Here is a 12,220-nt window from a genome sequence, read left to right on the forward strand (position 1 = left end):
TGGCATGCGAGTACAAAGAGCGGGAAAGGCAGACTGAAAAGGCCTCGCGGTACGTGGCAAGCATACCACTTTATGCGTGAGGCCGTTCTGTTTGTGGTGTTAGCCCAGGGGAGTAGACGCTAACGGGACATGCACTTTTACGCTTTAAAGCGTGCGACAAATTCATTAATGTCTGACATCAGGTATTTAATTCTACTATCAACCTCTTCGTCACTCCACTCCCACCATTTGATCTGCAGCAGGGCTTCAATGATATCGTCGCTGTGCCTCATGCGTAATACTTTGGCCGGGTTGCCACCGACAATAGAATAAGGTTTAACATCTTTGGTCACAACGCTATTAGCTGCAATAACAGCGCCATCACCGATGGTGATACCTGACATGATAATGGCATTTCTCCCCATCCACACGTCATTACCAATATTCACATCGCCCTTAGTGCTATGGTCTTCAATAGGATTACGTCGGGCTCCGGGCCAGAACGATTTTAAAGAAGAAAACGGATAGGTTGTCGCCGTATTGGTGACATGATTACCCAGGATGATCATCACGCCGGGGGCTATAGAGCAGAATTTGCCGATTTTAAGACCCGCCATTTTTGCTTCCAGAATTAATGGCTTACCGTAGGTATGATCCCCAATATCCCAATTGAACTCTTCAATATAATCTTTGAGTTCTATTTTTGTCTGTTTAGGATTGACCTCAAGGGTGTCATTAACAAAATCAATTTGCGTAAGTTTATGTTTTATCTTCCATTGTGGCACGAGGACAAAGTCGCCAATAAAAGTTAGCTTTCCATTTTCCATAAAGGGTTTGCCAAATGCGGTACTGATTTTCCCATTATCAGCATGGAAAAATAATTCTCCGTTAATCATTCTCCACGAGTGCTCATTTTCATTAGAGTGGCCATGAATTTCTCCGCCATCCAGTAGACGGATAGGACTTACCTTATAGCTTCCATCTACGCGTGACATCTGAAAACGCAGCATCGATAGCTGCTCTATTAACATATTGATGTCCTTCTGGTTTTGATTATTCATCTGTAGTCTCTGGAATTTGATTAGTTCACGGCCTTAAAATTCACCGAATTATAAGGCATTTATAATAGAAATAATATGCGTAAACGCTTGCTCTTAATCTTGCATAGCATTCGTGTTTTTGAATATGCGCAACAAAGATAAATGCCTGGATATATCAAAATATACACATAAAAAAAGGCCAGCCGGCAGGCTGACCTTTGAAGAAAAAGAGGCGATATTAACGCAGCAGAGACAGAACGCCCTGAGGAACCTGGTTCGCCTGAGACAGTACAGAAGTACCAGCCTGCTGCAGGATCTGCGCGCGAGACATGTTGGAAACTTCGGTCGCGTAATCAGCATCCTGAATACGGGACTGTGCAGCAGACAGGTTGGTGATGGTATTGCTCAGGTTAGAGATGGTGGATTCGAAACGGTTCTGAATCGCACCCAGATCTGAACGCTGGTTATCAACTGCTTTGATTGCTGCATCAACGTCTTTCAGAACGTCAGAGGACAGTACGTCGAAGCCGCCAGAGTAAGTACCGACTGAACGATCCAGACCGTCAGCTTTAGTCAGCGCCTGAGTAGCGGTCGCGGTATCAGTTGGGGTACCTGCACCAGTGGTGTTTGTAACTGTAGCAGTACCAGTAGTCAGAGTTGCTACAGTAACAGATGCGCTCGCTTCGGCACCAACAGCAGATGCACCCAGTTTGTTCCACTCGGAGTTTGCATTGATGCTGATGTTGATGCTTTCGCTGTCGTTAGCACCCACCTGGATTTTGATATCAGAACCAGCAGTGTTACCGGACAGGATTTTGCTGCCGTTGAACTGAGTCTGCTGAGCAACACGGTTGATTTCCAGCAGACGCTGGTTAACTTCAGACTGGATGGAGTCGATGTCGGAAGCAGAGTTAGTACCGTTCTGCGCCTGAACTGACAGCTCACGAATACGCTGTAAGTTGTTGTTGATTTCGTTCAGAGAACCTTCAGCAGTCTGCGCCAGGGAGATACCGTCGTTGGCGTTACGGGAAGCCTGAGTCAGACCCTTGATGTTAGAGGTGAAGCGGTTAGAAATCGCCTGACCCGCTGCATCGTCTTTAGCGCTGTTGATACGCAGACCGGAGGACAGACGCTCGATTGCTGTACCCAGGGAAGACTGAGATTTGTTCAGGTTGTTCTGAGTAGTCAGGGACAACAGGTTAGTATTGATAACTGCCATAATTTTCATTCCTTCAAAATTGGGTTTAGGTTTCGGTGCCTAACACTCACGGCGTCTCTCACCGTCAACAAGGTTATCGACGGGTCGCCAAAAGACTTTAGAATCAATTTTTAAAAAATTTTAACCTGATGATAAACAAAGAATTTTATTAAAAAAATCACATTTAGTCTTTCTGAATAAATCCCCCCTAACGCAAACTCACTCTTTTGTTTTCACTCTCTCAATCGACGTTTTACTTCTTAGGGTGATCTTCACGACCTGACGCAATCCCTCCATATACCCTATTCAGTGGCGGCTTTTTCTTAGATTATTTTTTTTTTGAGGCCGTAAACTTTTATCCCAAGACGCCGATAACGAGTTCTGAACTACTTCGTCTTTTAAGGAAAATATGCATGGCAACTATCAGTAATCTCGGGATAGGTTCTGCAGGACTCGGGGATTTGTACAATCAGTTAGAAGCAGCGGAAAGAACCAAGCTAACAACGATTACTTCCCAGCAAACGACCTATAACGCGCAATTAAGCGCGTATGGCAAACTGCAGAGCGCCATGACCAGTCTGCAGACGGCAACTGCGACTCTGGGTAAAACCACTACCTGGAACTCGACGGCGGTGAGTAGTACCAACACGGCATTTACGGCGACAACATCATCCGAAGCGGCTATCGGATCTTATACGGTGAACGTCAACCACCTTGCAAAAGCGCAGTCTCTGACGACCGGGACTATTGGCAGCAACACCGATGCGTTAGGCGACACAACAGGCACCACGCGCAAAATTACGATTACCCAGCCGGGCACCGAAAAGCCGCTGGAAGTGGAACTGTCGGATTCCGACACCTCCCTGAACGGTATTGCCAGCGCCATTAATAAAGCAAACGGCAATGTGACCGCCAGCGTAATCAAAGCGAAAGATGGTGATTACCGCCTTATGTTGACGTCTAAATCCACCGGTACCGACGGTGAGATGACGATAAAAGTCACTGGGGACGACAAATTACAAAGTGCAATTGGCTATGACTCAACAGCCAAAACCGGTGCATTGAACGTTCAGGCCGCTGCACAAAATGCCACTATCGTGGTGAACGATATTACGATTGAGCGTCAGTCAAACACGATTTCCGATGCGATTCCGGGCGTGACGTTCAACCTGAAAGCAGAGAGTAAAGCTGACGAATCGCTGGATATTACCCGTGCAACGGACGCTAACCAAAAAGCAATTTCTGACTGGGTGACAGCGTATAACTCGCTGCAATCCACAATCAACAGCGTCACAAAGTATGTTGCTGTCGAGGCGGGAGCCGACAGCCAGTCCTCCAGTAATGGTGCACTGGTGGGTGATGGCAATGTCCGCGGTATTCAGTCTCAGCTGCGCGGTTTGTTGACCGAAGTGCAAAGCGGCTCAATGCAGATCATGGCTCAGCTTGGGGTAACTCAGGATCCTAACCGCGCGACGGATGGAACACTCGGCAATTTAAAAATTGATTCCGACAAGCTGAAAAAAGCTCTGGCCGATAATCCGGATGCCGTTCAGCAGTATTTTATCGGTGACGGTAAAACGACGGGGCTCGCCACCAAAATGAGCAAAACGCTGGATACCATGCTGAGTACCAGCGCAGGCAGTACCGGCGTGATCCAGAATGCGAAAGACGGTATCAATGCGACGATCAAAACGCTGGGTAAGCGATATGACGCGATGGAAGCCTCTATTGAAGCAACCATGGAGCGTTATAAAACACAGTTTACCAGTCTGAACGTCCTCGTGACGAAAATGACGAATACAGGTAACTACCTGACTCAACAGTTCTCTAGTTCATCGTAATTTCAGGAGCAAATATGTACAACACCTCTGGTGTTCAGTCCTATCAGCAGATAGGGGTGGAAAGCGCGGTAATGAACGCCAGTCCACATCAGCTAATTGTCATGTTGTTCGATGGGGCGCATAGCGCCCTTGTTCGGGCCCGCCTGTTTCTTGAAGCAGGCCAACTGCCGGAGAAAGGCGAAGCTTTATCTAAAGCCATTAACATCATCGACAATGGCTTAAAGGCTGGCCTGAATATGGATGTTGACAGTGAGTTGCCGGGAAATCTCGCCGCACTTTATGACTATATGGTTCGTCGTTTATTACAAGCGAACCTACGAAATGATGTCGAGGCGATCGTCGAGGTTGAGGGCTTATTGAATAACATTGCTGACGCGTGGAAACAAATCGGCCCCGATGCTGCCTCTATTTCAGGATAATTTTGATGAACAGTCCTAGCTCAGCTCTCAACAACTGGCATGCTCTCCATGCCTTGAGTATTGCCATGCTGAACCTCGCTCATTCCGGTCAGTGGGATGAGCTTATTGAAAAAGAAGTGGAATACGTTCAGTTAGTCGAGGGCATCTCGCATAACCCTATCTCCGCATGCCCTCCTGCGCAAATTGAGCAGGCACGCTTTATTCTTGAAAAAGTACTGCAAAATGAGACTGAGCTTAAGGCATTGTTGAAAGTAAGAATGGATGAACTGCGTGAATTGATCACCCAAACCGGCAAACAACAATCGGTCACTTCTACGTACGGCAGACTGTCTGGCAATATTTTGTATCCGGAAAATTTAACTAATATCACCCCGTTATGATTCTTATGATCCATACTCCAGAAGTCCGCCGAAACGGCTTCTGGAGCACGGAAGATGAAAAACCCCACCCTTTTGCAGTTCTTCCACTGGTATTACCCTGAAGGCAGTCAACTCTGGCCGGAAGTGGCCGAGCGCGCCGACGGCTTAAATGATATCGGTATCAACATGGTCTGGCTGCCCCCGGCGTATAAAGGCGCGACCGGCGGCTACTCTGTCGGCTATGACTGCTACGATCTTTTCGATCTCGGCGAGTTCGATCAAAAAGGATCTATTCCCACCAAATATGGTGACAAAACCCAGCTGCTTGCCGCTATCGACGCGCTGAAACGCAACAATATCGCGGTGCTGATGGACGTGGTTGTGAACCACAAAATGGGTGCCGACGAGAAAGAGGCCATCCGCGTTCAGCGGGTGAACGCCGACGATCGCAACCAGATCGATGACGAGATTATCGAGTGTGAAGCCTGGACCCGCTACACCTTCCCGGTTCGCGCCGGAAAGTATTCAAAATTCATCTGGGATTACAAATGTTTCAGCGGCATAGATCATATCGAAAACCCTGATGAAAACGGCATCTTCAAGATCGTCAATGATTACACCGGCGAAGGCTGGAACGATCAGGTCGATAACGAGATGGGAAATTTTGACTACCTCATGGGCGAAAACATCGATTTTCGCAACCGTGCGGTAACCGAGGAGATCAAATACTGGGCGCGCTGGCTGATGGAGCAAACCCAGTGCGACGGCTTCCGTCTGGACGCGGTGAAACATATTCCGGCCTGGTTCTATAAAGAGTGGATCGAACATGTCCAGGAGGTAGCGCCGAAACCGCTGTTTATCGTGGCGGAATACTGGTCGCCAGATGTTGATAAACTGCGACAATATATCGATCAGGTGGAGGGGAAAACCATGCTGTTTGACGCCCCGCTGCACATGAAGTTTCACGAAGCCTCGCTGCAGGGACGTGATTACGACATGAGCCAGATCTTTACCGGCACGCTGGTGGAGGCCGCTCCGTTCCATGCGGTGACCCTGGTCGCTAACCATGACACCCAGCCGCTACAGGCGCTGGAGGCACCGGTTGAAGCCTGGTTTAAGCCGTTGGCCTATGCCCTGATTTTACTGCGCGAAAATGGCGTTCCCAGCGTCTTCTACCCCGATTTGTACGGCGCCAGCTATGACGATACCGGTGGTGACGGCGAGATGTACCACATCGATATGCCGGTAATTGAGCAGCTCGATCAGCTGATTCTTGCCCGCCAGCGCTTTGCTCACGGCATTCAGACTCTGTGGTTCGATCACCCTAACTGCATCGCCTTCAGCCGCAGCGGCACCGACGATAATCCCGGCTGCGTGGTGGTGCTCTCTAACGGTGACGAAGGCGAAAAAACCATTACGCTTGGGGAAAACTACGGTCATAAAACCTGGAAAGATTTTCTCGGTAACCGGGAAGAGGTGGTCATCACCGACGAAACCGGTACCGGCGTCTTCACCTGCAACGGCGGCAGCGTCAGCGTGTGGGTTATAGAAGCGGAATAGTCGTGCGTTGATAGCCGGGCGGCGTTGCCCCTGCCCGGCCTGCAAATCCCTTAAGGCAGCTTGCTCTCAAGCGGATTTTTACTCAGGTAATTTGCACACTCGACGGTAGGTTTGTCGACGCGCTGCAGGCTCATGCCATCGTACTCAATGGCGGAGCCTTCCCGCTCCAGCGGGTAGATATCCAGCTTGCGGGTGACGTTGTAATAATCGTCAGAACGCAGCATGATTTTCCCCGGCACGGCCACCACGCGCTGCCACTGCCGGCAATCGAGGGTATCCCCCTCCTGCGTCACGACCAGCGTCGCGATCGCTTCCGGGCTGACCATGCTGCTCTGCGGCCCTTTCGACTGCCAGTAACCCGCCAGTTCAGCCGGGACAGGATGTTTGATCACATCCTGATATCTGTCGACCTGCACACAACCGGTTAAGGCCAGCAGCCCCGCTATAATTGCTATTTTTTTCATCATGATTCCGTCTATGTCGAAAAAAATAGTGTGGCATTAAAGCCGTCGCGTCGCCAGCACCAGAAGGACTAAACCTGCATCGACATAACGTCCTGATACGCCTGTATCAGTTTATTACGCACCTGAATGCCCATCTGCATCGATACCGATGCTTTTTGCATATCGGCCATCACATCGTTCAGACCAATGCCCGGTACGCCGAGGGTGAATTTTTCGCCCTGCACGCGCGCCGCGGTTTGCGTGTCGCTGATCCGGTCCAGCGCCGCATGCAGCTGGCCCGCGAAGCTGACCGTCGACTGCACATCAGCCACGTTCTGATTACGCGCGGTCATCGCCGTCGCCTGGAGCTGGCTGATGACGCTTTCAATGCCCTGTATTGCCATGACTTTCCCCTGATGGTTTTCTACGCGCTCAAGAGTAGCAGTCTGTCAATGAGATAAAGGCGCTAAATAGCGTTAAAAAACCAGGTTATTTGACGCATAGAAATTCCCGTTTCAACAAATAATGGCACAGCCATGATTATGGAATTTTTTGTGTGTTTGCCGACCCGGGAGTCTGTTTTGTTTCTCCACACTAATAATGAAATCCACGATGAGTCGCGAGGTGCGCTATGAGTGCGTCAGCAACAACAAGCCCTCAAACTAAATCTCTCGAATGGATGAGCCGCTTGCGCGCGAACCCTAAAGTGCCGTTGATCGTGGCAGGCGCTGCCGCCATCGCGATTGTTGTCGCTATGGTCTTATGGGCCAAACAACCAGACTACCGCACGCTCTTCAGCAACCTTTCCGATCAGGATGGCGGCGCTATCGTCACCCAGCTCACCCAGATGAACGTCCCTTACCGCTTCGCGGATAACGGCGGCGCGCTGGAAGTCCCCGCCGATAAAGTTCATGAACTCCGCTTACGTCTTGCCCAGCAAGGCCTGCCGAAAGGCGGGGCAGTAGGCTTTGAACTGCTGGATCAGGAAAAATTTGGCATCAGCCAGTTCAGCGAGCAGGTGAACTATCAGCGCGCCCTGGAAGGCGAACTGGCCCGTACCATCGAAACGCTGGGTCCGCTGAAAAGCGCCCGCGTGCACCTGGCCATGCCGAAACCGACCCTGTTTGTCCGGGAACAAAAAGCCCCTTCGGCATCCGTCACCGTTAATCTGCAGCCTGGCCGCGCGCTGGACGAAGGGCAAATCAGTGCGGTGGTGCATCTGGTCTCCAGCGCCGTGGCGGGTTTACCGCCGGGTAATGTGACCCTGGTGGATCAGACGGGTCGTCTGTTAACCAAATCCAACACCGGCGATCGCGACCTCAATGACGCACAGCTGAAATATGCCACTGATGTGGAAAATCGCATTCAGAGCCGCATCGAAGCCATTCTCGGGCCGATTGTAGGGACAACCAACGTTCATGCCCAGGTTACCGCGCAGATCGATTTCTCCGATAAAGAGCAGACCGAAGAGCAGTATCGTCCGAACGGCGATGCCGCCCAGGCGGTGATGCGTTCGCGTCAGGTAAATGAAAATCTGCAGGTGGGCGGCCCATTCCCGGGGGGCGTACCGGGTGCGCTCTCTAACCAACCAGCCCCGGCCAACACTGCGCCGATTAATGCGCCAGCGCAGAACCCGCAGAACGGTCAGCAGGCGAATCAGCAGCAAACGGCGGCTGCGGCCAATTCCGGCCCGCGCACCAGCAGCCGCAACGAAACCACTAACTACGAAGTCGATCGCACCATTCGCCACACCAAAATGAACACGGGTGATGTGCAGCGTCTCTCCGTGGCGGTGGTCGTCAACTACAAAACTCTGCCGGACGGTAAGCCGCTACCGCTGACCGCCGAGCAGATGAAACAGATTGAAAACCTGACCCGTGAAGCGATGGGTTACTCAGAGACGCGTGGCGATACCTTAAACGTCGTGAACTCGCCGTTCAGTGCGGTTGACGATAACAGCGGCGAGCTGCCGTTCTGGAAAACTCAGTCCTTTATCGCCCAGATGATGGATGCCGGTCGCTGGCTGCTGGTGGTGATTGTCGCCTGGCTGCTGTGGCGTAAAGCGGTACGTCCGCAGCTGGTACGCCGCGCCGAAGAGGCGAAGGCGCTGAAAGAGCAGACCATGCTGCGTCAGGAAACAGAAGAAGCGGTGGAAGTCCGTCTCAGCAAAGACGAACAGCTGCAGCAGCGCCGTGCTAACCAGCGCATGGGCGCTGAGGTGATGAGCCAGCGTATTCGCGAAATGTCAGATAACGATCCGCGCGTCGTGGCGCTGGTCATTCGCCAGTGGATGAGTAACGAAAATGAGTAACCTTACCGGAACGGATAAAAGCGTCATCCTGCTGATGACCATTGGCGAGGACCGGGCGGCGGAGGTGTTCAAACACCTCTCCCAGCGCGAAGTGCAGATTCTCAGTGCGGCAATGGCCAACGTGCGTCAGATCTCCAACAAACAGCTGACCGACGTATTGTCGGAGTTTGAGCAGGAAGCGGAACAGTTTGCGGCGCTCAACGTCAATGCCAACGAATACCTGCGTTCGGTGTTGGTCAAAGCCCTCGGCGAAGAGCGTGCCGCCAGCCTGCTGGAGGATATTCTCGAGACCCGCGATACCGCCAGCGGCATCGAAACGCTCAACTTTATGGAGCCGCAGACCGCAGCCGATCTTATTCGCGACGAACATCCGCAGATCATCGCCACTATCCTGGTTCACCTTAAGCGTGGTCAGGCGGCCGATATTCTGGCGCTGTTCGACGAGCGCCTGCGTCACGATGTGATGCTGCGTATCGCCACCTTCGGCGGCGTCCAGCCGGCGGCGCTGGCGGAACTGACCGAGGTACTGAATGGCCTGCTTGATGGCCAGAACCTCAAGCGCAGCAAAATGGGCGGCGTGAGAACGGCGGCCGAAATTATCAACCTGATGAAAACGCAGCAGGAAGAGGCGGTTATTACCGCAGTGCGCGAATTCGACGGCGAACTGGCGCAGAAAATTATCGACGAAATGTTCCTGTTCGAAAACCTGGTCGACGTGGACGACCGCAGTATCCAGCGCCTGCTGCAGGAAGTGGACTCCGAATCGCTGCTTATCGCCCTCAAAGGCGCCGAACAGCCGCTGCGCGAGAAGTTCCTGCGCAACATGTCCCAGCGTGCGGCGGATATCCTGCGCGACGACCTTGCCAACCGTGGCCCGGTCCGTCTGTCTCAGGTGGAAAACGAACAGAAAGCGATCCTGCTTATTGTGCGTCGTCTGGCAGAAACCGGCGAGATGGTGGTAGGCAGCGGCGAGGATACCTATGTCTGATGAACTGCCGTGGAAAGTCTGGACCCCGGACGATCTCTCCCCTCCCCGCGCGGAATTTGTGCCTGCGGCCGTCGCTTCTGCCGATCTGGGCGAGGAAGAGGACGCGCCAGAGCTGAGCGAAGAGGAGCAGCGCGCGCAGCAGCTGGCGCAGATCCAGATGCAGGCGCACGATCAAGGCTACGCGGCCGGTCTGAACGAAGGCAGGCAGAAAGGCCAGGAGCAGGGCTATCAGGAAGGTCTGACTCAGGGGCTGGCCCAGGGGTTAGAACAGGCGCGTTCGCAGCAGGCGCCGATCCATGCCCGGATGCAGCAGCTGGTGAGCGAGTTCCAGAATACCCTGGACGCGCTGGACAGCGTGATCGCCTCGCGCCTGATGCAGATGGCGCTTGAGGCGGCACGCCAGGTGATTGGCCATACGCCGCCAGTGGATAACTCTTCGCTTATCAAACAGATCCAGGGGTTGCTGCAGCAGGAGCCCTTGTTCAGCGGCAAACCGCAGCTGCGCGTCCACCCAGACGATCTGCAGCGCGTGGAAGAGATGCTCGGCGCGACCCTGAGCCTGCACGGCTGGCGTCTGCGCGGCGATCCGACCCTGCATCACGGCGGCTGCAAAGTCTCTGCCGATGAAGGGGATCTGGATGCCAGCGTGGCAACCCGCTGGCAGGAACTGTGCCGCCTGGCGGCACCGGGAGTCATCTGATGACCGCTCGCCTCACCCGTTGGCTCACCACCCTCGACAACTTTGAAGCGAAGATGGCGCAACTGCCCCCCGTTCGTCGCTATGGCCGCTTAACCCGCGCCACCGGTCTGGTACTGGAGGCGACGGGCCTGCAACTGCCGCTGGGGGCCACCTGCATTATCGAACGGCAGGACGGTAACGAGATCCACGAAGTCGAGAGCGAAGTGGTCGGCTTTAACGGCCAGCGTCTGTTCCTGATGCCGCTGGAAGAGGTCGAAGGCGTGCTGCCCGGCGCGCGGGTCTATGCCAAAAATTTCTCCAGCGACGGACTGCACAGCGGCAAGCAACTGCCGCTCGGCCCGGCGCTGCTCGGACGGGTGCTGGACGGCGCCGGTAAGCCGCTGGATGGCCTGCCCGCGCCCGACACCACCGAAACCGGGGCGCTGGTCACACCGCCCTTCAACCCGTTACAACGCACCCCAATCGAACACGTACTGGATACCGGCGTGCGCCCGATCAACGCCCTGCTGACCGTCGGTCGCGGCCAGCGTATGGGCCTTTTTGCCGGCTCCGGCGTCGGAAAATCGGTGCTGCTCGGCATGATGGCCCGCTACACCCAGGCCGACGTTATCGTGGTGGGGCTGATTGGCGAGCGTGGCCGTGAAGTTAAAGATTTTATCGAGAACATCCTCGGTGCGGAGGGGCGTGCCCGCTCGGTCGTGATTGCCGCCCCGGCGGATGTCTCTCCCCTGCTGCGCATGCAGGGGGCTGCCTATGCCACCCGTATCGCCGAAGATTTTCGCGACCGCGGCCAGCACGTGCTGCTGATCATGGACTCCCTGACCCGTTATGCGATGGCCCAGCGTGAGATCGCTCTGGCGATTGGCGAGCCACCGGCTACCAAAGGCTACCCGCCTTCGGTGTTTGCCAAACTCCCGGCGTTGGTGGAGCGCGCCGGGAACGGCATCAATGGCGGGGGCTCCATTACCGCCTTTTACACGGTGCTGACCGAAGGCGATGACCAGCAGGACCCGATTGCCGACTCGGCACGCGCGATCCTCGACGGCCATATCGTCCTGTCGCGCCGCCTGGCCGAAGCGGGCCACTATCCGGCTATCGATATCGAAGCCTCTATAAGCCGTGCGATGACGGCGCTGATTACCGAGAAGCATTACGCCCGGGTGCGTAACTTCAAACAGCTGCTCTCCAGCTTCCAGCGCAACCGCGATCTGATCAGCGTCGGGGCGTATGCCAAAGGCAGCGACCCGATGCTCGACAAGGCGATTGCCCTGTGGCCGCATCTGGAGGCGTATCTGCAGCAGGGTATTTTTGAGAAGGCCGACTGGGAAAGCTCAATCCAGGCTCTGGAGATGATCTTCCCGCAGGTGTAACAAGGTAGAGGG

Annotated in this window: 12 protein-coding genes; 8 read left to right on the forward strand and 4 right to left on the reverse strand. The window is 53.9% G+C overall.

Going from position 1 to position 12,220, the window contains the following annotated elements; genetic code table 11:
• Positions 1–137: 137 nt before the first annotated feature.
• Both ACOKCT_RS07110 and ACOKCT_RS07115 read right to left on the reverse strand, forming a co-directional pair.
• Positions 138–1,040 (reverse strand): CatB-related O-acetyltransferase, encoded by a 903-nt coding sequence (locus ACOKCT_RS07110; RefSeq protein WP_420193316.1) that lies wholly within the window; start codon positions 1,038–1,040, stop codon positions 138–140.
• Positions 1,041–1,257: 217 nt separating this feature from the next.
• Positions 1,258–2,238, reverse strand: coding sequence for a flagellin (locus tag ACOKCT_RS07115; protein WP_420193317.1), 981 nt, complete (start codon positions 2,236–2,238; stop codon positions 1,258–1,260).
• 392 nt (positions 2,239–2,630) lie between these two features.
• Between ACOKCT_RS07115 and fliD the strand changes: the two genes are divergently transcribed.
• The 4 genes from fliD to amyA are packed head-to-tail and all read left to right on the forward strand — an operon-like array spanning position 2,631 to position 6,396.
• Positions 2,631–4,058 carry a flagellar filament capping protein FliD gene (gene fliD / locus ACOKCT_RS07120; RefSeq protein ID WP_420193318.1) on the forward strand — a complete coding sequence of 476 codons (1,428 nt, stop codon included), beginning with the start codon at positions 2,631–2,633 and terminating at the stop codon, positions 4,056–4,058.
• A 14-nt stretch (positions 4,059–4,072) separates the two neighbouring features.
• Positions 4,073–4,477 carry a flagellar export chaperone FliS gene (fliS, locus tag ACOKCT_RS07125; protein ID WP_156654831.1) on the forward strand — a complete coding sequence of 135 codons (405 nt, stop codon included), beginning with the start codon at positions 4,073–4,075 and terminating at the stop codon, positions 4,475–4,477.
• Positions 4,478–4,482: 5 nt separating this feature from the next.
• Positions 4,483–4,857 (forward strand): flagella biosynthesis regulatory protein FliT, encoded by a 375-nt coding sequence (gene fliT / locus ACOKCT_RS07130; RefSeq protein WP_214422172.1) that lies wholly within the window; start codon positions 4,483–4,485, stop codon positions 4,855–4,857.
• 54 nt (positions 4,858–4,911) lie between these two features.
• Positions 4,912–6,396, forward strand: coding sequence for an alpha-amylase (gene amyA / locus ACOKCT_RS07135; protein WP_420193319.1), 1,485 nt, complete (start codon positions 4,912–4,914; stop codon positions 6,394–6,396).
• 50 nt (positions 6,397–6,446) lie between these two features.
• Here amyA and yedD read toward each other — a convergent pair whose 3' ends face one another.
• Together yedD and fliE are read right to left on the reverse strand one after the other, a co-directional pair.
• Positions 6,447–6,860: a lipoprotein YedD gene (gene yedD / locus ACOKCT_RS07140; RefSeq protein ID WP_103180136.1), complete on the reverse strand. Its 414-nt coding sequence runs from the start codon at positions 6,858–6,860 to the stop codon at positions 6,447–6,449.
• A 68-nt stretch (positions 6,861–6,928) separates the two neighbouring features.
• Positions 6,929–7,243 carry a flagellar hook-basal body complex protein FliE gene (fliE, locus tag ACOKCT_RS07145; RefSeq protein ID WP_420193320.1) on the reverse strand — a complete coding sequence of 105 codons (315 nt, stop codon included), beginning with the start codon at positions 7,241–7,243 and terminating at the stop codon, positions 6,929–6,931.
• 227 nt (positions 7,244–7,470) lie between these two features.
• Between fliE and fliF the strand changes: the two genes are divergently transcribed.
• Genes fliF through fliI form a run of 4 tightly spaced genes read left to right on the forward strand, consistent with a single transcriptional unit; the run spans position 7,471 to position 12,208 of the window.
• Positions 7,471–9,150, forward strand: coding sequence for a flagellar basal-body MS-ring/collar protein FliF (fliF, locus tag ACOKCT_RS07150; RefSeq protein ID WP_103180142.1), 1,680 nt, complete (start codon positions 7,471–7,473; stop codon positions 9,148–9,150).
• Positions 9,143–10,138 carry a flagellar motor switch protein FliG gene (gene fliG, locus ACOKCT_RS07155; RefSeq protein WP_103180143.1) on the forward strand — a complete coding sequence of 332 codons (996 nt, stop codon included), beginning with the start codon at positions 9,143–9,145 and terminating at the stop codon, positions 10,136–10,138. Before fliF ends, fliG begins: the two co-directional genes overlap by 8 nt.
• The gene (fliH, locus tag ACOKCT_RS07160) at positions 10,131–10,838 is read left to right on the forward strand and encodes a flagellar assembly protein FliH (RefSeq protein ID WP_103180144.1); all 708 of its coding nucleotides are present in this window, start codon (positions 10,131–10,133) and stop codon (positions 10,836–10,838) included. The genes fliG and fliH overlap by 8 nt, the downstream gene beginning before the upstream one ends.
• Positions 10,838–12,208: a flagellar protein export ATPase FliI gene (gene fliI / locus ACOKCT_RS07165; protein WP_103180145.1), complete on the forward strand. Its 1,371-nt coding sequence runs from the start codon at positions 10,838–10,840 to the stop codon at positions 12,206–12,208. The genes fliH and fliI overlap by 1 nt, the downstream gene beginning before the upstream one ends.
• Positions 12,209–12,220: the final 12 nt, after the last annotated feature.

The sequence above is a fragment of the Leclercia sp. M-A074-M genome (assembly GCF_965195605.1).
GTDB lineage: Bacteria > Pseudomonadota > Gammaproteobacteria > Enterobacterales > Enterobacteriaceae > Enterobacter.

Bases quoted from the DNA above. Each gene is read 5' to 3' on its own strand.
- ACOKCT_RS07110 (WP_420193316.1), bottom strand. From the start codon at position 1,040: ATGAATAATCAAAACCAGAAGGACATCAATATGTTAATAGAGCAGCTA.
- ACOKCT_RS07115 (WP_420193317.1), bottom strand. From the start codon at position 2,238: ATGGCAGTTATCAATACTAACCTGTTGTCCCTGACTACTCAGAACAAC.
- fliD (WP_420193318.1), top strand. From the start codon at position 2,631: ATGGCAACTATCAGTAATCTCGGGATAGGTTCTGCAGGACTCGGGGAT.
- fliS (WP_156654831.1), top strand. From the start codon at position 4,073: ATGTACAACACCTCTGGTGTTCAGTCCTATCAGCAGATAGGGGTGGAA.
- fliT (WP_214422172.1), top strand. From the start codon at position 4,483: ATGAACAGTCCTAGCTCAGCTCTCAACAACTGGCATGCTCTCCATGCC.
- amyA (WP_420193319.1), top strand. From the start codon at position 4,912: ATGAAAAACCCCACCCTTTTGCAGTTCTTCCACTGGTATTACCCTGAA.
- yedD (WP_103180136.1), bottom strand. From the start codon at position 6,860: ATGAAAAAAATAGCAATTATAGCGGGGCTGCTGGCCTTAACCGGTTGT.
- fliE (WP_420193320.1), bottom strand. From the start codon at position 7,243: ATGGCAATACAGGGCATTGAAAGCGTCATCAGCCAGCTCCAGGCGACG.
- fliF (WP_103180142.1), top strand. From the start codon at position 7,471: ATGAGTGCGTCAGCAACAACAAGCCCTCAAACTAAATCTCTCGAATGG.
- fliG (WP_103180143.1), top strand. From the start codon at position 9,143: ATGAGTAACCTTACCGGAACGGATAAAAGCGTCATCCTGCTGATGACC.
- fliH (WP_103180144.1), top strand. From the start codon at position 10,131: ATGTCTGATGAACTGCCGTGGAAAGTCTGGACCCCGGACGATCTCTCC.
- fliI (WP_103180145.1), top strand. From the start codon at position 10,838: ATGACCGCTCGCCTCACCCGTTGGCTCACCACCCTCGACAACTTTGAA.